This window comes from Leptospira barantonii, from assembly GCF_002811925.1.
Taxonomy (GTDB): domain Bacteria; phylum Spirochaetota; class Leptospiria; order Leptospirales; family Leptospiraceae; genus Leptospira; species Leptospira barantonii.
The window spans coordinates 135,451-158,015 of sequence record NZ_NPDS01000005.1; the positions used below are offsets into that span (position 1 = coordinate 135,451).

Here is a 22,565-nt window from a genome sequence, read left to right on the forward strand (position 1 = left end):
AATATTCTAAACTTAGAATGTTTTAAATCGTCCAAATCAATCGGCCTCGGCCGCCACATTATCGTTCGGAGAATCTTCTCAAAACCGGAGTTCCATACGGATAGGATTCGTTCAAATGGGATATAAATCCTCCGTAAGTGAACCAACCCGCGGAACCGAATTCATTCGGAGCTTTTTCGATATGCATTTCCTGAGCGGGCATAAAGCTGAAACCGACCAGAAATAAATTCTCGCCATTCTTCCCTTTTGCGGAATCGAGAATCACGGAAACGTGCCCGATTCCACCGGTTTCGTTTTGGACAAAAAGATCGCCCGGTCTTAGATCCTTTTCTTCTACTTTCTCGCCGCCTTTTTTTAAAGAGTAAGAATTCGAGGACGCAAACGCCTTTCGTAAAAAAGACTGATAGGAAAGTCCACTTTCGGAAAATCGTTTTCGATTTCCGTTGTAATCAAAAAGATAAAGTCGGTTTAAATTGTTCGTCTGTTTGTGGTATTCCGCCCAAACTCGCATGGAATAATCGGCGCATTGTTCGAGATCGTCCTTGAACAAAAGTGGCAAATCGACGACCGCAATCATATCATAACGTCTGATGATGTTTTGTTTTTTGTAAGTCCAAAGAGTCGCTTCCGACTTTAAGGGAAGATTCCGCACGAATTCCGGAAACGAACCGTTTGGGAAACGAACCCTCACGGCGCCCGGAGGAAGGCGGATCTCGTTCACCTTCAAAGGAATCGGGTCCGCTTCCAAACAACCGCCGATGAAAAGATAAAAACCGAAGAGAATCAAAACGAAGACAATACGTTTTCCAATCTTTGAAGCGAAACTAAAACGAATCATTTTACCCATTGATTCGATCGCCTTCCGTATTTCAATGAACAAAGGATTTACCCGATTCGATAAAATCTTAGAATTTCCACACAAAAGAAATAATTACGGCCCGCGTTCAGAATCTTTTCTGCTTGAATTTTAAAAATCGGGTCTTGATACTTTTAATAAAAAGAAGAGTTTAAGAAAGAGTTAGATTTTTGTATATTCAGGAATTCTTATGGAATCGGTATTTTCAATCTCTCAATCCATCCTTCTAACTCTATTTATTCTTTTATTTCCTTGGCTTGCGATCCGTTTGGCTCAAAGGTTTAAAGTTTTGGGAATCTTAGGCGCAGTATCCCTTTGTTATATCGCGGGAATCGCGCTTGGAAACTTGATTCCAAGTTCATGGATTTCGAAACAGGTTCCGTTGACGATCGCGGATATAACGATCCCGCTTGCGATTCCGTTGTTATTGAGTTCCACGGATTTTAGAAAAGGTTTCGGCGAAGCCAAACAGGCACTGTTTTCATTCTTCCTTTCGGCGATTGCCGTTACGATCTCTTCCGCGTTAGCCGGTTATTATTACGCTACCGCACATCCCGAATCCATAAAAATCGCGAGCATGCTTTCGGGAATGTATACCGGAGGAACTCCGAACCTAAACGCGATCGGGTTGGCTTTAAACGCGAACAAGGAAACGATCGCGCTCGTAAATACGATCGACGTCGTATTCGGCGGGCTTTATCTTCTTTTCCTTCTTACGGTTGGAAAAAAATTCTTTTCTTTGTTCTTAAAAAAGGAAGAAGAGAAAAACGTTCCGATCGAACTCGTCGAAACGGCGCACGAAGAACAAACACCGGCGTGGAAAAGGATCATTCTTCCCAATGGAATCGGATTGTTGTTGGCGACCTTGGGTTTCGGAGTTTCGGTCGCGTTTACGTTTTTGATTTTTTCTTCGTTGTATGCGCCTTCCATCCTTCTCGGAATCACCACTTGGGGAATCGGAATCTCGTTTCATTCCAAGGTAAGACAACTCAAAACCTACGAGTTCGGAAGTTATCTCATTTTGGTTTTTTCTGTTGCGATCGGATTTCTTGCGGATCTGGAAGAATTGAAAAAAGACTTCGGAACCGTATCGTTGATTTTAGTTTCGATTCTCTTTGGAGCGATTGGAATTCATCTTATCTTGGGAATTTTATTTAAAATCCCGGTAGATACATGGATCATCACATCGGTCTCAAGCATCTACGGACCTGCGTTCGTTCCGCCGGTCGTACAAGCGATTCGAAACAAAGGAGTTTTGGTGGTCGGCATTCTAACAGGATTGATCGGCTACGCGCTTGGAAATTATTTAGGAATCGGAATCCATTCTTTCTTGGTTGGAATCGGAAGTTAAGAAAGTTTAGAAGTCAGAAATCGAATTTAGATTTTAAGATTAGAATTTAAGATTTTGTTTCACAAGTCGGATCGAAATTCAAAAGCAGATTCTTAAAAAAAGAATTCAACACTTCTCTACCTCGAACTTGAAGATTTCTTTTTTCGGGAGATATGTCCGCTTGAATTTGTAAACCGTCGAACACCGCGAGAATGGTTCTTGCGATCAGAATCGGAGACATGGAACTCACGATACTTCCCGCATCTTGACCTTCTTGAATCGTCTTGGCAAAAACGGTTTCCAGAGAATCGTAAAAGGCAACGATTTCATTTTCCATACTTCCACCGCTCGAAGTCGCTTCCGCAAACAAACGCGGAGAACAATTTCCCTCGATGGTCAGCCGTTTCGCAAGACGTTCCAGATATTCCTTCATTCTTAGATGAGGCGGAAGAGAAACAACTTCCGGATCTTGAAAACCGAATCGATCCAGATTCAAAAATTCTCGGATCAGAGTATCACGGATTTCTTCCTTACTTTCAAAGTGAAAGTAGATTCCGCCCTTGGTCAAACCCGCGGTTTCGGCGATATCTTGAACCGAAGTCTTTTCAAAACCCTTCGAAAAAAAACAACGCATCGCCGCGGATAAAATCGATTCTCTGCGAACGTCTTCGGGTAATTTTTTCCATCCGAGGGTTTTGGACATGGCGAAATTCTCCCTTTCATTCTCAAAGTCGTTCTCTCGCAGTCAAACGAATTCATTCTTTGAGTTAAAAATAAATACCAACTGGTAGGAATTAAAATTTGACAAAATTCTTTCAATAAATACCGATGGGTAGGAAAGGAATTTCCAAACGGAGAATGTACATGTCAAAATCCGCCTCCCCCCTATCTCAATCCCTCAAATTGCCAAACGGACAAGTTCTGCTAAATAGAATCGCAAAAGCGTCCATGGAAGAAAGTCTCGCAGACGATCGTTTCCTCCCCGGAAAAGATATGATCGGTTTATACCGACGCTGGGGACAAGGCGGAGCGGGTTTGCTTTTGACCGGAAACGCGATGGTCGATCCGAACGCGTTGACCGGACCGGGAAACGTGATCGTTCGAGATCAGGGAAATTTGGATTCGTTCAAACGTTGGGCCGAAGCCGGAAAATCGGGCGGTTCCAAAATGTGGATGCAGATCAATCATCCCGGAAGACAGGTCTTCAGTTTTGTTTCGGAAACTCCCGTCGCTCCTTCCGCAGTTAAGGTTCATATTCCGGGAAGAATGTTCGAAAAAGTTTTCGGAACTCCACGCGCTCTCACCGAAGATGAAATCAAAAAAATCATAGATCGTTTTATACAAGCCGCGGTTGTCGCGGAAAAATCAGGCTTCGACGGCGTGGAAGTTCACGCGGCTCACGGTTATCTTTTGAATCAATTTCTTTCTCCTTTGACCAATCTTCGAAAGGATCAGTGGGGAGGTTCTTTGGAAAACAGAGCGCGAATTCTTCTCGAAGTGGTGAACGGAATCAGAGCTTACACAAAAAAAGAATTCGGTCTGGGAGTTAAGTTGAACTCCGCGGATTTTCAAGGCGGCGGTTTCGCGGAAGAAGACGCGATCCAAGTGATTCGAATGTTAAATAAATCTAAATTAGATCTTCTTGAAATATCGGGAGGAAACTACGAATCCCCCGCGATGCAAGGCGGAGAATCCAACGGAACCAAAAAACGGGAAGCCTACTTTTTGGATTTCGCAAAAAAAGCAAGAGCCGTCGCCGAAATGCCTTTGATGTCCACGGGTGGATTCCGTTCCAAAAACGTAATGGAAGACGCGATCTCTTCCGGCGCGATCGACTTGGTGGGAATTGCCGCTCCATTCGCGTTCGAACCCGATTGCGCTTCCAAAATTATTTCCGGAGATCTGGATAAGCTTGAAGTGAATATTCCGAGCCTTTCCAATCCCGCTTTCAACTCGCTTTCTAAGATGTCCGCGATTCGTTTTCAGTTTAAAAGACTCGGAAACGGAAAAGAACCGAGAATTCCAAGATCCTTAGTCGGAAACCTCATTCTGGATCAGATCCGAGGAAGAAGAAACGCGAAGAAATACAAAAAGTTTCTGACAAAATTCGGAATTACGAACTAAAACCAAACACTTACTCTCTGGAGAATGGTGATTCGATGTTCTTTACATCGTTCACCATTCTTTTTTTTGTCCGTTGTCGGTCGCAATTGGCTCGTCACTCTTAAATATAATATTTTTAGAATATTCTTATTTTTGAATAACCTGGATCAATCGATCGGGATAATCGCTAATAATTCCATCCACTCCCGCTTCGATCAATCGTTTCATTTCTTCCGAATCGTTTACGGTCCAGGGAATCACGGAAATTTTTTTGGAATGAACTTCCTGCACGAATTCTTTCGTTACGTATAGGAAATAAGGAGAAATGATATCCGCCTTTACTTCCAAGGTTTTTTCGAGAGCGTTTTGACGCGTTCCGTTTCCGAATCCGAGTTTCATCATCGCACCTTGAAAATACGTTAAGGAAAAAAGTGCGCTCGTCTTAATCTTCGGATTTTTTTCTTTTACGATCGGCAACGCCGGAACGTAAAACGATTGAATCGTAGTTCGCTCGACGACCTTCGCTTTTTCAACCGCTTGTACCAATAAACTTACGTGATCCCTTACTTTGTCCGCGGGAAGGTTTGCCTTATCGTCGTTTGGAAACTTCGTTTCAATGTTGAATCTCAACCTAGGTTGTTTCGGATTTTTCCTTTCCAAATCGGCGACGAGCGTAAAAAATTCTTCGATCGTGATCAGCTCCGTGCCTGGAACGGGAACCTGTTCCGGATACTTCGGATTTTTTTTGGTTCCACAATCGAGTTGTTTCAATTCCGCCAAGGTAAGTTCGTATAAGGAAGTCGACGTGATTTGAGTTCCGTCTTTCTTTTGGCAGATCGTAGGATTGGTTTCGGAATCGTGATGAATTACGATTTTACGATCTTTTGTCAAAACGGTATCCAACTCCAATGTGGTCATCCCGTATCGAACGGCTTCTTCAAACGCGGGCCAAGTATTCTCAGGTTTTAAACCCCTTGCTCCTCGATGACCTTGCAAATCCAAACTTCCATCCAAGGGTTTGTTTACGATCGGCGCGCTGGAACACGAATGAACCGCGATACAAAAAACGAATAAGAACGTTGTCTCTAAAAGAAATCTAACTTTGAATTTTGAACTCATCTTAACGCAGAATACTTTTTACTTTCGGATTGCGGAAAAGCTTTTTTTATAAATTCCTTCTACATTACTTGACAAACAAAAGAACAAATGCTTTTTTTAATATAGATTCCGAGTCTTCTTCGGAATCTTCTCTTGAACGGTTTTGTGTTTCGCAAAACACCCACCTCGATCGACGCGATTCATTCGCAAGATCGACCTCAGTTTCAAATCCCAAAAGGTTAAACTAACATTCAAGAACTCGTTTGAATCGATCGATCGGATCGTTACAATTCGATTTCACCAAACATCAATTTTACGAACACGGAGAATTCTATGTACACAAGATTGTGGATCGTCGCGGCGGTTTGTATCTTTCTGATAAACCCAAGGAGTGTTATGAGTCAAAGTCAACCGGTCTTCCCGGATTACGGAAACCCGATCCGTTTGGATCTGGCAAAGAAGATCGTTCTCAAAGCGCAAGCGGAAGCAAAGAAGAACGGATGGAAGATGGTGATCTCCGTAGTAGATTCCGGGGGAAACTTGATTCTTTTGGAAAGAATGGACGGAGCTCAATTCGGTTCCATCGACATTTCGCAGGGAAAAGCGAAATGTGCGAACAACTTCCGAAGACCGACTAAGGCGATGGAAGATTCCGTTGCGGCCGGAGGAATGGGACTCAGAATCCTCGGACTTCCCGGAGTATATCCTCTGGAAGGTGGAGAATTGATTTTAATCGACGGAAAGATCGCGGGAGCGATCGGAGTTTCCGGCGGAACTTCGGCTCAAGACGGACAAGTCGCACGAAACGGCTTGGAAGCTCTGAAAGAATAATTTAAACCGACTTCGCTTAACAAAACCAGGAACGGTTTCGATTTTGGATTTTGTTAAGCGGAAGTTCGTATCAGAGATGTCGTATCTCTGCAGGTTGTTCTCTCCAGTTGTTATGAAGACCGTCCGCATACCAAAGAGGCGCGGTAACCAAGTCCGAAATTTCCAAATCGTTCAAGGTCGCCAAACTAACGCTCACAAAACTACCGCCGATTTCCTCGATATAACCTTCGGTAAACGTTCTCACACCGCAATTCTTACAGAATTTGTGGGTCGCACTTTTCGTTCCGAATTGATAACTTCCCAGTTCATCTTTTCCGGTAATCAATCGAAAGGCTTCCGGTTTTACCGTAGCGCTCCAATTTCTTACTTTGGAACAAAAGGAACAATTACATTTCCCCGTTCCTTGAGAAAGATCCAAATCGACCTCGTAACTTACTTTACCGCAATGACAACTTCCGGTATATTTTTTCAAAGACATATTCAACTTCCTGAATGATATGAATTTTGTTTCCAAAAATCGGATCGTCTAAATCCTAACGAATTCCGTTTGAAAGAATTTCCGATCAAAAAGGAATTCATTGAAAAAAGTATATCATAAGAAAGTTGCCAAAATATGTCATATATTCTCAAAAAAGTTATGAATGAAAAAAAAGACAAACCAAGAGGAGTATTAAAGAATACGAATACCCAAATTCACTCGGAACACGCGCGTTATCTCCCGAGTGAACGTCTTCAATCTTTGATCGAACATCACTGGACGGTTCGTTGGGATCTGAGAGGAAAAGAACCGTATCTTGCGCAAACCCTCCCGCATCCGAGCATACATATCGTTTTTGAAAAAGGCCAATCCAGAATCCAAGGAATCATCGAAGGAAAATTCTCCCATCTTCTCGAAGACGAGGGTTTTGTCTGGGGAATCAAATTCAAACCCGGAGCGTTCTATCCGTTTTTTCAAAAACCAATTCGCACCCTTACCAATCGTTCCATACCGATCGAATCCGTTTTCTCGGTGGACGTTTCCAAACTTGAACATTCCATTCTCAGCGCGAAAGATAACGACCAAAGGATCGAAATCACTGAGTCGATTCTGTTCGAAAGACTTCCTGAAATCGACACGAACATACCTTGGATTCAAGAAGTGGTTCAACTCATTCTGGATCAAAAAGAAATTCTACGCGCGGAAGACGTAGCTCAAAAAGTCGGAGTGAACCTGAGAACGTTACAACGTCTGTTCAGTCGTTACGTGGGGGTCACACCGAAGTGGGTGATTCAAAGATACAGATTGCACGAGGCCGCGGAACGATTGGAAAACGGGGAGAATGTGGACGGTAGCGGACTTGCGCTCGACTTGGGTTATTTCGATCAGGCGCATTTTATCAAGGACTTCAAGTCCATGATCGGAATCTCTCCCGAAAAATATTCAAAAAATCTAAAGTTTAAGAATTAGAATCCTTCGCAAGATCGATCTTCATTAGGGAAGAATTATATACGAAAGTGAGATACGCGTCGAAACAGATATTGAATCCGTCCATGGTTCGCAACAAGATTTGTTTTTTCAATTCTCCGTTCGGTCCTAAAACGGTAAGGCGAAACTGATTTTCGGACCCGTAACCGTCGTGTATGGATTCGACGATCGCGATATTTTTTCCGTCGAATGTGAAAAAATTTTTGAGAGGATTTTGAATCGGATATTCGGATACGAATTCTCCGTTTCGTTTTAGAATCGTTACGTGTCGATAATCCTCCGCGAATACGATCCGATCCTCGACAACAAGGGAAGGGAAAATCGGATTGGTGCTTTTGTGAGGTCCCAAAATATCCGTGCTGGTTTTATCGTATGTTTTGAGAATATCAAATTCCAAGTTCGTAATATACGATTTATCGTAACCGAAACAAAAAAGATAACCTTCCTCAAAGACCAACGGCGGAGAATTTAAAAAATGAATGAGTTCGACTCCGCTTTCCTTTTTGTCCTTAAATTCGATCCGCCTTTTTCTCTGCGGGTTTTCGATCTTCGCATAATAATAGAATAGATTCAGATATTCGTCTATAAAAACCGGATGAGCAGAGGATTTCCAATACGCCTTGAGTTTGCGTTCGGAATCGAAAACACAAATTCCTTTCAACGCGAAGAAGACCGAATTCCCTTCTCCGTCAAAAAGAACCTTCCCCGAAAAAATTTCGAGACCGGGCAGATCCAAGGTCCATAGTTCTTTTTGTTCCAGCAGATCGTATGCGACGACCGATTTGTTTTTTGGGAAATACAATACGTGGTTCAAAATCGTAACTTCGAAATTATGAACGGTTCTACATTCCGAAAAATCCCTTTCTCGGGTCGGATCGACTTCGTAGCAGGAAAGTTGCAGAGAAAATTCTCCCGCTTTATTTCCGTTTAAATCGTGAATCAGAAGAACGTCCGGACGATCCAAAAGCGAAAACGAAGTTTCTTGAACTCCGTGAAAGGAACACAGATAACCGGACTTCCAAAATAGGATCGGAATCTTAGGTCCGGTTTTGAACGGAGGAAGAACTTTCGTTTTCCATAATATACTTCCGTCCCCGACGTCGATCCCGGATAAAAAATTCTCGCCTTCCTTATTTTCGGTCCAAAGAACGATTTTATCCGAGTCGATGCTACAACTTTCGATCGTTTTCGTTTCTTCCGGAAGTGTTAGAAGAGCGACCGCGCCTTGGTGAAATCCTTTTTCAAAAATTCCCTTGTGTTCTTTCGGGAAATTTTCGGAAAACCATTTCTCCAACCAGTATTTAATCGAGGAATCAAGATTCGTCGATTTTTGAATATACAGATTTTTTAATGTTTCTCTTTCTCTAAGTTCTATCTTTTGAAGACAGGAGACCGCGAAGTCGTAGGGAAGAATCCGATTTTCATCGAATCGGACTTCCAGAAGTTTGGCAAGAGTCGGATCCTGAACCAGATCCTTTTCCTTTCCTTCCAAGAGCTTCGCTTCTTGAACGTAAAACTCTGGATAAGTCGATCTCGGATCGCCCGTTCCCCTACTCTGAATCACCCAAAATTCTCCGCAGGTTTTGCATCGGTAAATATCGGGAAAAACCTGGGTGGAATGTTCCACGATGTCCCGGATCGGAAAATCGTAGGAATACCGATCCTCCGTCAAGGTCACCCTTCGGAAAAAAGTTTTTTCACCGTTTTTACAGAACAAACAACTCATAATTTTCTACAATTGGACTTAAAAACACATTCTTTGCAAAGAATTAATCAAATCCGAGAATTCGCTTTAATGAGATAAATGTTAAACCGATCCGATTCACGAAATTTCCGATCGGAAATAATCCTTATTTTATCTTTAAGATTTCCTTTTTAAGATTCTGTGGTATCGTTTTTTCTCTGTAATCCGTTTTAAATCGGTGAGGAAAAGCCTCTTCCCATCTTCTTCCATCACCTAAGTATAAACGATAGGCTTGAAAGTGGTTCATTATGATTCATCATTATATCGATACTGCGACATTCCCGAAAAAAGAAGCGGCGTCCTCGTCCTTTGAAACTTTTTTCGCATTCTTAATCTCACCCATCGTATTCATAAGAAATTTACTCCGAAACTTATTCTTATCCAAAGGCAAGTTGACCCCATTCGATCTGGAAGAACAAAGAAAAGTGGAACTCCTTTTGGATCACCTCTTCCAAGTTTTCGAAGAACTTTCCGAAGGTAAGTCGCTCTCCGATATTCTACTTACCCTTGCCGAAGCGATCGAAAAATACAGACCGAATATTCATGCGAGTATTCTTTTATTGGATAACGACGGAACCACTTTAAGACATAGAGCCGCTCCGAGTCTTCCCAAGGATTACTGCGCGTTAGTGGACGGAGAAAAAATCGGACCGAAAGTCGGTTCCTGTGGCACCGCGGCTTATACGAAAAAACTGACGATCGTCGAAGACATACAAAATGATCCGCTTTGGGAAGATTACGTGGATATCGCGAATCGATTTCATCTGAGAGCCTGTTGGTCTCACCCGATCCTCTCTCCGAACGAACAAGTATTGGGAACCTTCGCCCTTTATTATTACGAACCGAAAAAACCTTCCGATTTGGATCTTCGATTGATCCATTCTTTGGCGCATATCGCGGGCATTGCGATCGAACGAAAAAGAATCGAAGATTTAAAAACAGAAAGCGAAGCGCGTTATCGTTCTCTTGTAGAACAGGCCTCGGATACGATCTTCCTCACCGATAAGGAAGGGAAATACGTCGAGATCAATCCGAGCGGCTGTGCGTTGTTAGGTTATACCAAGGAAGAATTTTTAAAACTTCATCTTTGGGACGTGATCGATCCGGACGATCTAAAAAAACAACCTCTTCGTGTGAACGATCTAAAAGCGGGAAAACACGTTTTATCGGAAAGAAAACTGGTTCGCAAAGACGGAAGTATCGTTCCTGTGGAAATCAACGCAAGATATTTGGAAAACGGTTATCTGCAGGGAATCGTCCGAAACATTTCCGAAAGAAAGATCGCGGAGGAAATCGTGAGACAGGCGCAAAAGATGGAAAGCGTCGGCTTGCTCGCAGGAGGAATCGCGCACGACTTCAACAACTTATTGACGATGATTCTCGGAAGCGCGGAGGTTATGGAACTAAGGATCGATAAGAATTCCGATCTAAACAAACACGTAACCAGAATCATAGAAGCGGCCAAACGAGGCGGATCGATCACAAAACAACTTCTTCTTTTTTCTCGTCCCGGTTCGTCCGAACTCAAGCCGGTTTCCATTTCGCATATTATCAAGGAAGTCACGGACATTCTCGCGTTTTCTCTTCCGAAAAACATTACGATCGAAACGAAGATTGATCTCGCAAACGGAATCATTCTCGGGGACAGCGGACATCTTCATCAGGTGATTCTAAACCTTGCCTTAAACGCAAGAGACGCGATGCCCGACGGCGGAAAGATAACGATTCAAGAAACCACGATCTCGGGAGAAGACGTAAGAAAAAAATTCTTATCCGGAAGCGCGTCTCAATACGTTTGTATTCACGTAATCGATACGGGCAAGGGAATGGATTCCGCAACCAAGTCGAAAATTTTCGAACCGTTCTTTACGACCAAAGAAAGAGGAAAAGGAACCGGCTTAGGACTTTCGATCGTGGACACGATCACTAAAAATCATTTCGGGTTTATCGACGTGGAATCGTTTCCGAACCGAGGAACAAAATTCTCCTTATACTTTCCGGCGGTTGCCGCCGGAGAAGCGATCGATTCCGAAACGATCAAAAGACAAACCAAAATCGACGCGAACATTCTGATCGTGGACGACGAGATTATGGTTCTGGACGTTCTCAAAGATATTTTGGAATTGTCCGGTTGCCGCGTATTTTCCGCGAACAACGGTAATCACGCTTTGGAAATTTATCAAGACCCGAAAAACAAAATCGATTTGGTTATTTCAGATTTGGGAATGCCCGATATGAGCGGCGACGTTCTTTTTACGAAACTGAAGAAATTCGATCCTTCCGTTAAGGTGATCATCACCTCGGGCCATATCGAAAGGGAAAAAAAGGAAAAGCTTCTCGAACAAGGTGTAAAAAACGTTTTGGACAAACCTTATAAAATCGAAGCCGTTCAGACGATCGTTCAGGAAATCATAAAAACATTATAAAAGAATGATTTAATAATCTATTTTATACTTCCGTTAAAACGACGTTTCAAAATTTCGGCGCCGTGGTTCCGACGCCGAAAACGTTACAATCAACGTAATTTCGTCCTTTTAATACTTATGTTTTTGGTTACAATCCGCTTCGCAGGCTTTCTGTAAAGCGTTACAAGTAACGGCCAGATTCGCGATTTCTTGGCTGTTAGGAGTTGAATTTGTCAACGAAGACGTAGCTCCCGATACGACAATAAAACCCGAAAAACAAGCCTGCGCTCTATTGTTACACGCGTTATTTTCCAAACACTTTTCGCGAGGAGAAAGATCGTCGCAAGAGTGAACCAAAATTCCCAAAAGAATACTTAATAAGATGAGTGATATTTTATTCATGTATTGAATCTTAAAGAAATCAAAATCCAGTCAATAAATTACAAAATCATCCCCTGCTCACCTTATAATTGAATAAAAGACACATTATGGAATGAGAATATTTAAAAAACAGAATGTGCTCCGAATCTGAAAAGGAAATATTTATTTCAAAATCGCGAACACCCTGTCTATCATTAATTTTATGTCAAACTATCGCTTTGTTTCTTTTTATAGAGCGAACGATAATTCTTCCCCGAAAAAAAAAGTGAAAAAACTGAAAAGCCCCCATTCTCCGATGAAAAGAAATCTAAAGGGCAAGAAAACGGCCCCAAACGCCCTTTGAACCGAAATTTTTACCCAAAAATCCATTTGTCCCGGTACGGAAGTAGTAAAAATTGGTACCCGGAAAGCCTTATGTCCCAAGATAAAAAAACTCCGCTCTACGAAACCCATCGCGCCCTGGGCGCCAAAATGATTCCGTTCGGGGGTTGGGACATGCCCGTCCAATATTCCGGCATTATCGCGGAACACAACGCCACACGGGAAGCCGCCGGGCTTTTCGACGTTTCCCACATGGGTGAAATTTTCGTTACAGGAGAACCGAAAGCGATTCTCGACTTTTTGGAATCCGTTACGTGCAATTCCGTTTCTTCCCTTTCCGATTTTCAGGTTCAATACAACGCGGTCCTGAACGAACAAGGCGGACTTGTGGACGACATAACGATCTACAAATTCTCCCCTGAAAAATATATGATCTGTTCAAACGCATCGAACTACGAAGCGGTGAACGCGCACCTACTCAAACATCTTCCTGCTTCGGGCGTAAAAGTCGACGATCAAAGTTTACGTTGGCATCAAATCGCATTACAAGGTCCTAAAGCGAATGAAATCTTTTCCAAATTCTTAAACAGAGAATTGGACTCCGTTAAATACTATCACTTCGCATTATTGAATCATCAAGGCGAAGAGATCATCGTTTCCAGAACCGGTTACACCGGCGAAGACGGTTTCGAAATTTATTCCACCATTCCGATCGGATTAAAACTTTGGAATGAACTTTTGGAATTCGGAAAACCGTACGGACTGCTTCCTTGCGGACTCGGTGCGCGCGACACTCTGAGAATCGAAGCGAAGTATCCTCTTTACGGACACGAACTCAACGATTTGTGGACTCCGATCGAATCGGGAATCGGTTGGATCGTTAAGGAGAAGGAGAATTCTTACTTTTCGTCCGATAAAATTCTTTCTCAAAAGAAAAACGGCGCGGGTTCCAAGATTGTCGCGTTCGCATTAACGGAAGCGGGAGTTCCCAGGGAGAATTTTCGTGTGTTGGATTCCGAAGGAAACGAAATCGGCAAAACGACTTCCGGCACATTCTCTCCTTCCTTAAAAAAGGGAATCGGATTGGCTTTGATTCGAACCGAAAAAATCAAGGACGGCGAGCCGATTCAGATTGAAATCCGCGAACAGCCGAAACAAGCTATCATTACTACAAAGCCTTTTATTCCAGGCAGTATCAGAAAAAATTAAACAGGAAAAAACGGATCATGGCAGAAACACAGGCACCGGCAGGTTATCTATTCTCGGAAAAACACGAATGGGTAAAAGTGGAAGGCGATACCGCCCTCATCGGAATTTCGGACTTCGCTCAATCCGCGTTAGGCGACATCGTATTCGTGGATCTTCCGAAAGCTGGGAAGAATATTAAACAATTCGAAACCTTCGGAACCATCGAGTCCGTTAAGGCGGCCGAGGATCTTTACGCTCCCATCGGCGGAGAAGTGATCGAATCCAATCCGGCTCTGTCCAAAAATCCGGGCGACGTAAACGCGAAACCTTTCGATTCCTGGATGATCAAGGTGAAGGGTTTTTCAACTTCCGAACTGGAAAAACTTCTGAGTCCCGAAAAATACAAAACCCTCGTAGCCGGACTTGAATAACAGTAAAGTCTAATATATAGAATTTAGAAGCAGGTGAACATGAACTCCACTCTCCAGAACCAAACCAAAACAAATCTTGAAAAGGTCGGCTTAGATCCGTTGGATACCTTTCCAAGAAGGCATATCGGACCGGATCCGAGTCAAACCGGCGAAATGCTGAAAGAATTGGGACTTTCTTCTCTGGAAGAATTGATCGACAAGGCGGTTCCCGCCGGAATTCGATCGAAGAAACCCTTGGATCTTCCGAAGGCCTCCACGGAACACAAGATTCTTCAGGATCTAAAACTCATCGCTTCTCAAAATCAGGTTTTTCGTTCTTATATCGGCACCGGTTATAACGCTTGTATCGTTCCCGGTGTGATTCAAAGAAACATTTTGGAAAATCCGGGTTGGTATACTGCTTATACTCCGTATCAAGCGGAGATTTCTCAAGGACGTTTGGAAGCTCTTTTGAACTTTCAAACGATGATCATCGATCTTACCGGTCTTGAAATTTCAAACGCTTCCCTTCTTGACGAAGGAACCGCGGCGGCCGAAGCGATGTTTCTCGCCTATTCCGTTCGTAAGAATGAAACCGCTAAAAAATTCTTCGTGTCGGAACTTTGTCATCCTCAAACCGTAGACGTAGTCGTAACCAGAGCCAATCCTCTCGGAATCGAAGTTGTGATCGGAAATCACGAAACCATCGAACTCAACGAGGATTTTTTCGGGGTTCTTCTTCAATATCCCGCAACCGACGGAAAGGTTATCGATTATACTTCGTTCATCCAAAGAGCGCATAACGTGGGAGCGGTTTCCACAGTTGCCGCGGATCTTTTGGCGCTGACCCTTCTCAAATCTCCGGGAGAAATGGGCGCGGATATCGCTGTCGGTTCGTCTCAAAGATTCGGGCTTCCACTCGGATTCGGCGGACCACACGCGGGCTTTTTTGCGACCAAGGACGAATTCAAACGCAGTATGCCCGGAAGATTGATCGGAGTTTCCAAAGATTCTCAGGGAAATCCGGGACTCAGACTTTCCTTACAAACCAGAGAACAACATATTCGTAGAGACAAAGCGACGAGCAATATTTGCACCGCACAGGTTTTACTCGCGGTGATCTCTTCCATGTATGCGGTCTATCACGGACCGGAAGGTTTGAAAGATATCGCAACTCGTGTTCATAAGTTTACGGCGATTCTTGCGGACGCGTTGAAGTCGGCGGGTTTTACGATCACCAACGATTCTTACTTCGATACGATTACGATTCAAGCCGGAGCGAAAGCGAATGGGATTCTCGACAAGGCCCGCGCTAAAAAGATCAATTTAAGAGAATACAAGGACGGAAGAATCGGGATCGCGTTAGACGAAACCGTAAATTCGGAAGACATCAAGGATTTGTTCGAAATTTTCGAAGTGAAGAACGCGGATCTCGAAAATCTTTTCGCGAGCTCGGGGAATATTACCGAATCCTTAAAAAGAAATTCTTCCTTTTTGTCTCATCCGGTCTTTCAATCGCATCATACGGAAACGAAAATGCTTCGTTATATCCGCAAATTGGAGTCCAGAGATCTTTCCTTGACGACTTCGATGATTCCTCTCGGTTCTTGTACGATGAAACTCAACGCAACCACCGAAATGTATCCGGTTACTTGGCCGGAGTTCGGAGCGATTCATCCGTTTGCACCTGCGGATCAAACCAAAGGTTATAAACTCGTTTTCGAACAACTCGAAAAATGGCTCTGCGAAGTCACGGGATTTGCGGGAGTTTCTCTGCAACCGAATGCGGGTTCTCAAGGAGAATACGCGGGTCTTTTAGCGATCCGCAGATATCACGAAAGCAGAAAAGAATCTCACAGAAACGTTTGTCTGATTCCTATCTCGGCTCACGGAACCAATCCTGCAAGCGCGGCGATGGCCGGCTTTAAAGTTGTCGTAGTTTCCTGCGATCCAAACGGAAACGTGGATCTTGATGATCTCAAAGCAAAAGCGGAAGAACACAAAGACGATCTCGCCGCTTTGATGATTACCTATCCTTCCACACACGGAGTTTTCGAAGAATCCGTAAAAGAAATCTGTCAGATCGTACACACTCACGGCGGACAGGTTTATATGGACGGAGCGAACATGAACGCTCAAGTCGGATTAACAAGTCCGGGTGAAATCGGAGCGGACGTTTGTCATCTCAATCTACATAAGACTTTTTGCATACCTCACGGAGGCGGCGGTCCCGGCGTAGGACCGATCGGCGTTGCAAAACATCTCGTTCCATTCTTACCCGGTCACGTGCTTGTGGACAACACAACCGGAAACGAACACGGTGCGGTTTCTGCGGCTCCTTGGGGAAGCGCGAGTATCGTGTTGATCTCTTGGACTTACGTAGCTCTCATGGGTTCCGAAGGGCTTACGAACGCGACTCGTATATCCATCCTAAATGCGAACTACATCGCAAAACGTTTGGAAAAAGCGTATCCGGTTCTTTACAAAGGGAAGAACGGTTTTGTCGCTCACGAATGTATTCTCGACGTAAGACCTTTCAAAAAAACCGCAGGGATCGAAGTGGAAGACGTCGCAAAACGATTGATCGATTACGGATTTCACGCGCCTACGATGTCCTTTCCGGTTCCAGGAACTTTAATGATCGAGCCGACTGAATCCGAATCCTTGGAAGAATTGGATCGTTTCTGCGAAGCGATGCTTTTGATTCATCAGGAGATCCTGGACGTTCAGAACGGAACGTTAGACAAAACGGACAACCCGCTGAAGAATTCTCCGCACACTGCGGCAATGGTGACTTCGGATCGTTGGGATCATCTGTATCCGAGAGAACGCGCGGCTTATCCCGCTTCTTGGTTGAAGGATCACAAATTCTGGCCTTACGTGGGAAGAGTGGATAACGTGTACGGGGATAGAAACCTGATTTGTTCCTGTCTTCCGATCGAAAGTTATCAGTGATTTGTTAAACGAAGTCGAAGAATTTTGAAAACGAGCCGGGTTCTTCCGCCGATTTCAACGGACATCGTGAAACATAAAAAGCCGAGGTTATCCTCGGCTTTTTTATAACTTCAAATCGAGAATGGAAAGAATTACATTCTCATCCATTCAAAAATTCTTATGAACTTGAAACGAATTCTCAAGCGATATAAGAACAGCAGTAGTCGCTGATTGTCTTTACGTTCATTTGAAATCTCGATTTTGCCGGAACCTCGAAGGATTGTCCGCCCTTGATTTCTTTCCAAGAATCCTGTCCGGGAAGTTTCACGAGCATTTCTCCGTCGAGAATTTCCATGATTTCCTTTTCGTCGGTTCCGAAGTCGTATTCGCCGGGCATTAAAATCCCCAAAGTCTTTTTGCTTCCGTCTTGAAACAGAACGGTTCTGCTCGTTACTTTTCCGTCGTAGTAAACATTCGCTTTTTTAATGATTGTAACGTTCTCAAACTGCGCCATGCGGCCTCCATGATCTTTATAAAGAATTTCGTTTTAAAACGAGTTTCAGCTTTTTTAAAAGCCCTTTCTGCAAGGCTTCCAAAGGAAGGCGTAAAGGATACAACTTTTAAAACGTTAAGAACCTATGAATCCGGTGAAAAATCGGAATCGGAAAATCCGGTTTTACTGCTTGACCCGGCTTTAAAAAAGAAATAATTTATTGTTCTCATTTTTCCGGATGTAAGCCGGATTTATAGATAGATCGTATAACACGAATGAGGTGATAGACTTGTCTTCCTGGAATTTCGAAACTTCTCGCGCAAAAAAGATTTCTCAAAACCCGTATCGTTTTTCCGGAATATCCGGATGTTTTCTGATCTCTCTACTGATATTCGTGATCTTGTTTTCGATCGGCGCCGCGTTGTACGCGGCAGTTCGATTTTCCGAGGGAGAATATATAACTCCTGGAATGATTTTATTTTTCTGTTTTTCATTTTTGTTTCTGTTGATTTCAACGATCCGTACGTATCGAAAGACCAAGGATGCAATTCGAACGGAAGAATTGGATTCGGTCAATGGAATCTATTCCATCTCCGAAACCGGACAAACGATCGTAAATATAAACCTCGAAAATTTCATAAGTTACAAAATCAAAAAAAGAATGATATCGCAGAGAGGAACCACGAGTTCTTCCTCTTATTCCGGAACGGGTTCCGGAGTTTATTGGGATTTGTTTCTTTTAAAATCGGACGGAGCCTTTTATATCCTTGAAACGTATTCAAATAAGGAAGAATTTAAGAAAAATCTAATTCTTTTCCGATCCATAGTTTCCCTTCCTGTTTCGGATGATTCGAAAGAAGGTTTCGAAACATCCGAATCGAATTTTAAACCTTCTTCCTCCGCGACCTACGACGAAATCGTAAAACCGGATTCAAAATTTCTAAAGTTAAATCGAACCGAAAACGGAACGGAAGTCGAGTTGCTCAAACGCCAAACGACAAAGGAAAAAATCACGATCGCGTTGGTCGCCGGAATCTTTTACGGCATTTGGGCGATGATTTTCTTTCCCATCAAAGAAGCTGAACCGATCTTTCTTCTTTTTATGATTCCGTTTTCAATTTTGTTTTTAGGAATTTTCACGTTGAGTTTCGTGTTTGTGATGACCAAAAGTCTTAAGTTGACCGTAAATTCTTCCGGATTGAAAATCCGATATAAAACGAGACTTCCGATCCTATCGAGCTTTCTGTTTTCGGAAAGATTCTTCCCTACACACGTTATGCGTCATATAAGGGTCAACCGACTTCCCGGAGAACAAAACATTCTCACGATCGCGTTGAAGGATTCGGAAAAAAATTCGAACGGAACTCTTGCGTTTCTTTTTAATCTTCAGACGATTTCTTTGAACCAATACATTCTTCCCGGCGATAAAGAACTTTTGGGAATCTGGCATCTTATGCCTTGGCTTCCGGATTCTCCCGGATTTGCGGATTTAGTCGCGGCCGAAATTGCGATCGAAGAAATTCTCCGCTTAAACGAGGAGAAAATCGGATTCGAAAATTCGTGAATTCCGTTTAAAAAATTCATCCATTCTTTTAATTTAAGAATGACAAAGCGGACGGATATAAAACACTGTCCTCAAGATTCCCGGTGACTATAGAGAGAGGGCCACACCCGTTCCCATCCCGAACACGGAAGTTAAGCCTCTCATCGCTGATGGTACTGTGTGGTTCGCTGCATGGGAGAGTAGGACGTTGCCGGGTTTTTTTATGCCCTCACAATCCTTTTGTTCAATTTTGCAACTTCCTTTCATTCTTAAGTTCTTATAAAAAGCCAAAGCGCTCGCCGAAAAAACTTTAAACGAACTCTTTTCAATCCGACAAAGATTTTTGGTTTAACATTCTATCGTAAGAATAGAATGGCGCACACGCTTTGCGCGTATCAAGGACGGCCTGAGAATGAGTATGCGATTACTGCAAAGAAAAGATCTTTGCAAACCTTTGGAATACGAAAAAGATCTTTCGATTTTTTATCAAACAGCGCCGGATAAAAAACGTTCTTGGATGGATTCGATCTTTCGAGAAACGGACATTGCATTTCATTACGGCTACTTCAAAGAAATTTTTAAAAGTAGGGATTTGGCCCTTAAGGGACTTTACGATAACCCGACTTGGTGTGAATCCTCCGCGAGAATTTTGGATCTGATCGAAAACTGCGGCGGCAAAATCCAAGTGGAAGGAATCGAAAAACTTCTCAGCGTAGAAGGTCCGGTCGTCGTCGCCGGAAATCACATGAGTACTTTGGAAACTTTCGTACTTCCGACCTTTGTGACCCGATACAAACCGGTAACCTTTGTCGTTAAAGAAAGTTTAACGAAGGGAAATCTTTTCGGTCCGATTATGCGTTCTAGAAATCCTATTTCCGTCGGAAGAACCAATCCAAGAGAAGATTTGGTGGCCGTTTTGGAAGAAGGAAGCGCACTTTTGAAAAAGGGAATGTCGATCATCGTATTTCCTCAGAGCACAAGAACCACCGACTTTACTCCCGCTGAATTCAATTCCATCGCGGTTAAACTCGCGGCTCGCGCGAAAGTTCCTTTGGTTCCTGTGGCGCTTCGCACCGACTTTTGGGAAAACGGAAGAATCATCAAAGAACTCGGAAGAATTTTTAGAGATAGAAAGATCCGCATCACATTTGGAGATCCTCTTCTTCCTACAAACGATTCGAAAAAGAATCAAGAAGTCTTATTGAAATTCGTAGTGGATCATTTGAAATCCTGGGGAACCACCGTTCATGAATCCTGAATCGCATCGTAAAATCGAAAAAGGTCGGAACTACGGCAAAAAATTCTCCATCGAACCTTCAAATACCGAAAAATATTCCCGGCTCAAAACAAAACACGCCATCATCTTCGTTTTCATTCTCACCAATTTTATTGCACTCACTTGTCAAACTTCTCAAACAAGAAGCCCTTTCTCCGATTTAAAAGTGACCGAGGCAGAAGCGGATCGTTTGTGGGAACAAAAATGCGCCGCTTGTCACGGAATGGACGGAACTCCGTCCGAATCTCTCCCGACAAAACCCCGTAAACTCAAAGGTTTCGGATTGAAAATGGGATTCTTATTCGGAGGCGATAAGATGCGCGAAGGAATTTATAAAACAATCCGAGACGGAAAGAATCAAACAATGCCTTCCTTTAAGGAAGAATTGTCGGAAGAGGAAATTCGAGCATTGGTAAAAAGAATCGAAAGATTTTAAAGAATGTGGTCGTGGTAGTTCCTACATTTCACGTTTCTTCCGCAAAGTCTGTGATAGTTCCCACTTTTCTTCTGTAATAGTTCCTACATTTTTAAAAAATCTAAAACTTCTCAAAGGCTTCTAGACAAAAAAACGACTTCTTCCCTTGTATACGCGTCCGGCTTCTTTAAAATTTGAATCAAAGCTTTGAACTGATTGGTTTCCAGATCGATCGGCTTTCTACGAAAATAATAACGAGAAGCCTGATTCAAACCGTTCATTCCCCTGCCCCAATAGACGCTGTTTAAATAATATTCCAAGATCGTATTCTTACCGAATTCTTCCTCTAAAGCGGAAGCGATTTGAATTTCTTTCCATTTTCTCGAAAGCGATTTTTCGCGAGAAAGAAAAAGAGTCCGCGCCAACTGCTGAGTGATCGTACTCGCGCCGCGCATCTTTCGAAACAACAACGTCGACGAAACGACGGTAGAATGAATGTCCGAAATCGAATACCCGCCATGAGAATAAAATCTTCTGTCTTCCACCTGAACGGTATAGGAAACCCATTCTTCCGGAATTTCGGAAAGGCGAACCCATTCCAGTTCCAGAGGAACCGATTCCTTTTGATCCGGCAAATAGACCAATCGATCTTGTTGAACCAAAATTTTTCTTTCGGGGAAGAATTGTTCGTAAATCAGAACGGCCGCGAAAAAAATCGGAAGAACTCTTAGAAAAAAATTATAAAACAATTCCCTTTGTTTCATGACCGAAAACGAAAACCTAAACTTCTTCCTTTTTTTCATACATTAGAAAAACTTCATTTTCTAATGTTTCCGAAGAGACGAGATTCCAACGGCTTTGATCGAAATTCGGATATTCCTTTCTACCACCCGTTATCGACGGAAGATCTTTTTGTCCGATTAAGAACGGAACGATCGTAAGATGAATTCTCGAGATCAAATCCAATCGAAAAAAAGAATCGTTCAAAGAAGGTCCCCCTTCCAGAAGAACTTCCTTGTAACCCATTTCGGAAAGAATCTTAAGCACTTCCAACGGACTCAAATCGTCTCCGGGGATAAGAACGATTTCCGCGACGGAACATAGATTGTCTCGAACCGAGGAATAATTCTCGTTTAAACAAAAGATCAAAGGAGGTTGTTTAGAAAAACGGAATACTTTTTTGTCTTCGGGAAGTGTTCCGGATCTAAGAAGAATCACGGGACGCGGATCTCTTTCGTTTTCGACGTAACGAAGATGGATAACCGGATCGTCGTTGATGATGGAATTCTTCCCAAGAATCAAAACTTCCGCTTTGGAACGGATCTCGTCCATTTTCCTTTTATCGTTTCTGGAAGAAAGACCGTACCATTTGCCGTCGGGGCGGCAAACCTTACCGTCCAGAGTCATGGCCATATTGATTGTAACGTTAGGAAGCGAAGTCATGCTCTCGGAACTTTTAGTTCACGAGCCAGAAGTTTACGAACCGAACCCATGCAGGTCCCGCAACCCGTGGAAGCGCCCGTATCATCCATGAGCTTTTCCAAAGTATCGTTGCCGTTTCGGATCGACGTTAGAATCTCTTCTTCAGAAACCTGATTGCAAACGCAGACTTTGCGCGGACGCATCAGCTGACACAGGTCGACTTGATTGAAAAAGGAGGAATCCATAATCTTCTATTTAATTGGACAGTTAGAAAACAAGTTTCCAATCAGATTAATGAGTCTGAAAATCTTCTGCAAGAGAAATTTTTTGCGGTTTTCATTTGACATCCG

Annotated in this window: 21 protein-coding genes and 1 rRNA gene; 12 read left to right on the forward strand and 10 right to left on the reverse strand. The window is 43.1% G+C overall.

The window, feature by feature from the left end:
* Nucleotides 1-58: 58 nt before the first annotated feature.
* Nucleotides 59-847 (reverse strand): DUF4846 domain-containing protein, encoded by a 789-nt coding sequence (locus CH367_RS12440; RefSeq protein ID WP_100762840.1) that lies wholly within the window; start codon nt 845-847, stop codon nt 59-61.
* A 199-nt stretch (nt 848-1,046) separates the two neighbouring features.
* Here CH367_RS12440 and CH367_RS12445 point away from each other — a divergent pair, with 199 nt between their 5' ends.
* Nucleotides 1,047-2,207: a DUF819 family protein gene (locus CH367_RS12445; RefSeq protein ID WP_100762841.1), complete on the forward strand. Its 1,161-nt coding sequence runs from the start codon at nt 1,047-1,049 to the stop codon at nt 2,205-2,207.
* Between the two features lie 46 nt (nt 2,208-2,253).
* Here CH367_RS12445 and CH367_RS12450 read toward each other — a convergent pair whose 3' ends face one another.
* Nucleotides 2,254-2,889, reverse strand: coding sequence for a TetR/AcrR family transcriptional regulator (locus CH367_RS12450; RefSeq protein ID WP_100762842.1), 636 nt, complete (start codon nt 2,887-2,889; stop codon nt 2,254-2,256).
* Nucleotides 2,890-3,050: 161 nt separating this feature from the next.
* Here CH367_RS12450 and CH367_RS12455 point away from each other — a divergent pair, with 161 nt between their 5' ends.
* Nucleotides 3,051-4,310, forward strand: a complete 1,260-nt coding sequence (locus CH367_RS12455; protein WP_100762843.1) for an NADH:flavin oxidoreductase/NADH oxidase family protein — start codon at nt 3,051-3,053, stop codon at nt 4,308-4,310.
* Between the two features lie 126 nt (nt 4,311-4,436).
* Here CH367_RS12455 and CH367_RS12460 read toward each other — a convergent pair whose 3' ends face one another.
* Nucleotides 4,437-5,408 carry a glycerophosphodiester phosphodiesterase gene (locus tag CH367_RS12460; protein ID WP_100762844.1) on the reverse strand — a complete coding sequence of 324 codons (972 nt, stop codon included), beginning with the start codon at nt 5,406-5,408 and terminating at the stop codon, nt 4,437-4,439.
* Between the two features lie 312 nt (nt 5,409-5,720).
* On the opposite strand from CH367_RS12460, the gene CH367_RS12465 reads away from it, so the two are divergent.
* Entirely contained in the window at nt 5,721-6,218 is a 498-nt protein-coding gene (locus tag CH367_RS12465; protein ID WP_100762845.1) for a GlcG/HbpS family heme-binding protein, read from the forward strand.
* 70 nt (nt 6,219-6,288) lie between these two features.
* Here the strand turns inward: CH367_RS12465 and CH367_RS12470 are convergent, their stop codons facing one another.
* Nucleotides 6,289-6,696, reverse strand: a complete 408-nt coding sequence (locus CH367_RS12470) for a GFA family protein (RefSeq protein WP_100762846.1) — start codon at nt 6,694-6,696, stop codon at nt 6,289-6,291.
* 159 nt (nt 6,697-6,855) lie between these two features.
* Between CH367_RS12470 and CH367_RS21010 the strand changes: the two genes are divergently transcribed.
* The gene (locus CH367_RS21010; protein WP_100763013.1) at nt 6,856-7,665 is read left to right on the forward strand and encodes a helix-turn-helix domain-containing protein; all 810 of its coding nucleotides are present in this window, start codon (nt 6,856-6,858) and stop codon (nt 7,663-7,665) included.
* On the opposite strand, the gene CH367_RS12480 is transcribed toward CH367_RS21010, so the two are convergent.
* Nucleotides 7,655-9,409 carry a hypothetical protein gene (locus CH367_RS12480; protein ID WP_100762847.1) on the reverse strand — a complete coding sequence of 585 codons (1,755 nt, stop codon included), beginning with the start codon at nt 9,407-9,409 and terminating at the stop codon, nt 7,655-7,657. The genes CH367_RS21010 and CH367_RS12480 overlap by 11 nt on opposite strands.
* A 266-nt stretch (nt 9,410-9,675) precedes the next feature.
* Here CH367_RS12480 and CH367_RS12485 point away from each other — a divergent pair, with 266 nt between their 5' ends.
* Nucleotides 9,676-11,853 carry a hybrid sensor histidine kinase/response regulator gene (locus CH367_RS12485; RefSeq protein ID WP_100762848.1) on the forward strand — a complete coding sequence of 726 codons (2,178 nt, stop codon included), beginning with the start codon at nt 9,676-9,678 and terminating at the stop codon, nt 11,851-11,853.
* Between the two features lie 108 nt (nt 11,854-11,961).
* On the opposite strand, the gene CH367_RS12490 is transcribed toward CH367_RS12485, so the two are convergent.
* Nucleotides 11,962-12,234 (reverse strand): LA_0364 family Cys-rich lipoprotein, encoded by a 273-nt coding sequence (locus tag CH367_RS12490; protein WP_244284566.1) that lies wholly within the window; start codon nt 12,232-12,234, stop codon nt 11,962-11,964.
* 393 nt (nt 12,235-12,627) lie between these two features.
* On the opposite strand from CH367_RS12490, the gene gcvT reads away from it, so the two are divergent.
* Genes gcvT through gcvP form a run of 3 tightly spaced genes read left to right on the forward strand, consistent with a single transcriptional unit; the run spans nt 12,628 to nt 17,087 of the window.
* Entirely contained in the window at nt 12,628-13,743 is a 1,116-nt protein-coding gene (gcvT, locus tag CH367_RS12495; protein WP_100762849.1) for a glycine cleavage system aminomethyltransferase GcvT, read from the forward strand.
* 17 nt (nt 13,744-13,760) lie between these two features.
* Complete coding sequence (gcvH, locus tag CH367_RS12500; RefSeq protein WP_100762850.1) at nt 13,761-14,153, forward strand: glycine cleavage system protein GcvH; 393 nt, start codon at nt 13,761-13,763, stop codon at nt 14,151-14,153.
* A 39-nt stretch (nt 14,154-14,192) separates the two neighbouring features.
* A complete protein-coding gene (gene gcvP, locus CH367_RS12505; RefSeq protein WP_100762851.1) occupies nt 14,193-17,087 on the forward strand; it encodes an aminomethyl-transferring glycine dehydrogenase in 2,895 nt (964 codons plus the stop codon).
* Nucleotides 17,088-17,265: 178 nt separating this feature from the next.
* On the opposite strand, the gene ppnP is transcribed toward gcvP, so the two are convergent.
* A complete protein-coding gene (gene ppnP, locus CH367_RS12510) occupies nt 17,266-17,580 on the reverse strand; it encodes a pyrimidine/purine nucleoside phosphorylase (protein ID WP_010572853.1) in 315 nt (104 codons plus the stop codon).
* A 268-nt stretch (nt 17,581-17,848) separates the two neighbouring features.
* Between ppnP and CH367_RS12520 the strand changes: the two genes are divergently transcribed.
* From CH367_RS12520 to CH367_RS12535, 4 genes are all read left to right on the forward strand, one after another.
* Nucleotides 17,849-19,123 carry a hypothetical protein gene (locus CH367_RS12520; RefSeq protein ID WP_100762853.1) on the forward strand — a complete coding sequence of 425 codons (1,275 nt, stop codon included), beginning with the start codon at nt 17,849-17,851 and terminating at the stop codon, nt 19,121-19,123.
* A gap of 79 nt (nt 19,124-19,202) precedes the next feature.
* Nucleotides 19,203-19,319 (forward strand): 5S ribosomal RNA (rrf, locus tag CH367_RS12525).
* A gap of 195 nt (nt 19,320-19,514) precedes the next feature.
* Entirely contained in the window at nt 19,515-20,360 is an 846-nt protein-coding gene (locus CH367_RS12530; protein WP_244284567.1) for a lysophospholipid acyltransferase family protein, read from the forward strand.
* Nucleotides 20,350-20,814: a c-type cytochrome gene (locus CH367_RS12535; protein ID WP_100762854.1), complete on the forward strand. Its 465-nt coding sequence runs from the start codon at nt 20,350-20,352 to the stop codon at nt 20,812-20,814. Before CH367_RS12530 ends, CH367_RS12535 begins: the two co-directional genes overlap by 11 nt.
* Before the next feature lie 110 nt (nt 20,815-20,924).
* Here the strand turns inward: CH367_RS12535 and CH367_RS12540 are convergent, their stop codons facing one another.
* The 3 genes from CH367_RS12540 to CH367_RS12550 are packed head-to-tail and all read right to left on the reverse strand — an operon-like array spanning nt 20,925 to nt 22,460.
* Nucleotides 20,925-21,557 (reverse strand): biosynthetic peptidoglycan transglycosylase, encoded by a 633-nt coding sequence (locus CH367_RS12540; RefSeq protein WP_100763016.1) that lies wholly within the window; start codon nt 21,555-21,557, stop codon nt 20,925-20,927.
* A 16-nt stretch (nt 21,558-21,573) separates the two neighbouring features.
* Nucleotides 21,574-22,236 (reverse strand): RibD family protein, encoded by a 663-nt coding sequence (locus CH367_RS12545; RefSeq protein ID WP_100762855.1) that lies wholly within the window; start codon nt 22,234-22,236, stop codon nt 21,574-21,576.
* On the reverse strand, nt 22,233-22,460 hold the full coding sequence (locus tag CH367_RS12550; RefSeq protein ID WP_100762856.1) for a (2Fe-2S)-binding protein: 228 nt from the start codon (nt 22,458-22,460) through the stop codon (nt 22,233-22,235). The genes CH367_RS12545 and CH367_RS12550 overlap by 4 nt, the downstream gene beginning before the upstream one ends.
* Nucleotides 22,461-22,565: the final 105 nt, after the last annotated feature.

Bases quoted from the DNA above. Each gene is read 5' to 3' on its own strand.
- CH367_RS12440 (WP_100762840.1), bottom strand. From the start codon at position 847: ATGGGTAAAATGATTCGTTTTAGTTTCGCTTCAAAGATTGGAAAACGT.
- gcvH (WP_100762850.1), top strand. From the start codon at position 13,761: ATGGCAGAAACACAGGCACCGGCAGGTTATCTATTCTCGGAAAAACAC.
- CH367_RS12540 (WP_100763016.1), bottom strand. From the start codon at position 21,557: ATGAAACAAAGGGAATTGTTTTATAATTTTTTTCTAAGAGTTCTTCCG.
- CH367_RS12480 (WP_100762847.1), bottom strand. From the start codon at position 9,409: ATGAGTTGTTTGTTCTGTAAAAACGGTGAAAAAACTTTTTTCCGAAGG.
- CH367_RS12460 (WP_100762844.1), bottom strand. From the start codon at position 5,408: ATGAGTTCAAAATTCAAAGTTAGATTTCTTTTAGAGACAACGTTCTTA.
- gcvT (WP_100762849.1), top strand. From the start codon at position 12,628: ATGTCCCAAGATAAAAAAACTCCGCTCTACGAAACCCATCGCGCCCTG.
- CH367_RS12545 (WP_100762855.1), bottom strand. From the start codon at position 22,236: ATGACTTCGCTTCCTAACGTTACAATCAATATGGCCATGACTCTGGAC.
- CH367_RS12550 (WP_100762856.1), bottom strand. From the start codon at position 22,460: ATGGATTCCTCCTTTTTCAATCAAGTCGACCTGTGTCAGCTGATGCGT.
- CH367_RS12450 (WP_100762842.1), bottom strand. From the start codon at position 2,889: ATGTCCAAAACCCTCGGATGGAAAAAATTACCCGAAGACGTTCGCAGA.
- ppnP (WP_010572853.1), bottom strand. From the start codon at position 17,580: ATGGCGCAGTTTGAGAACGTTACAATCATTAAAAAAGCGAATGTTTAC.
- CH367_RS12530 (WP_244284567.1), top strand. From the start codon at position 19,515: ATGAGTATGCGATTACTGCAAAGAAAAGATCTTTGCAAACCTTTGGAA.
- CH367_RS21010 (WP_100763013.1), top strand. From the start codon at position 6,856: ATGAATGAAAAAAAAGACAAACCAAGAGGAGTATTAAAGAATACGAAT.
- CH367_RS12455 (WP_100762843.1), top strand. From the start codon at position 3,051: ATGTCAAAATCCGCCTCCCCCCTATCTCAATCCCTCAAATTGCCAAAC.
- CH367_RS12445 (WP_100762841.1), top strand. From the start codon at position 1,047: ATGGAATCGGTATTTTCAATCTCTCAATCCATCCTTCTAACTCTATTT.
- CH367_RS12465 (WP_100762845.1), top strand. From the start codon at position 5,721: ATGTACACAAGATTGTGGATCGTCGCGGCGGTTTGTATCTTTCTGATA.
- gcvP (WP_100762851.1), top strand. From the start codon at position 14,193: ATGAACTCCACTCTCCAGAACCAAACCAAAACAAATCTTGAAAAGGTC.
- CH367_RS12535 (WP_100762854.1), top strand. From the start codon at position 20,350: ATGAATCCTGAATCGCATCGTAAAATCGAAAAAGGTCGGAACTACGGC.
- CH367_RS12490 (WP_244284566.1), bottom strand. From the start codon at position 12,234: ATGAATAAAATATCACTCATCTTATTAAGTATTCTTTTGGGAATTTTG.
- CH367_RS12485 (WP_100762848.1), top strand. From the start codon at position 9,676: ATGATTCATCATTATATCGATACTGCGACATTCCCGAAAAAAGAAGCG.
- CH367_RS12470 (WP_100762846.1), bottom strand. From the start codon at position 6,696: ATGTCTTTGAAAAAATATACCGGAAGTTGTCATTGCGGTAAAGTAAGT.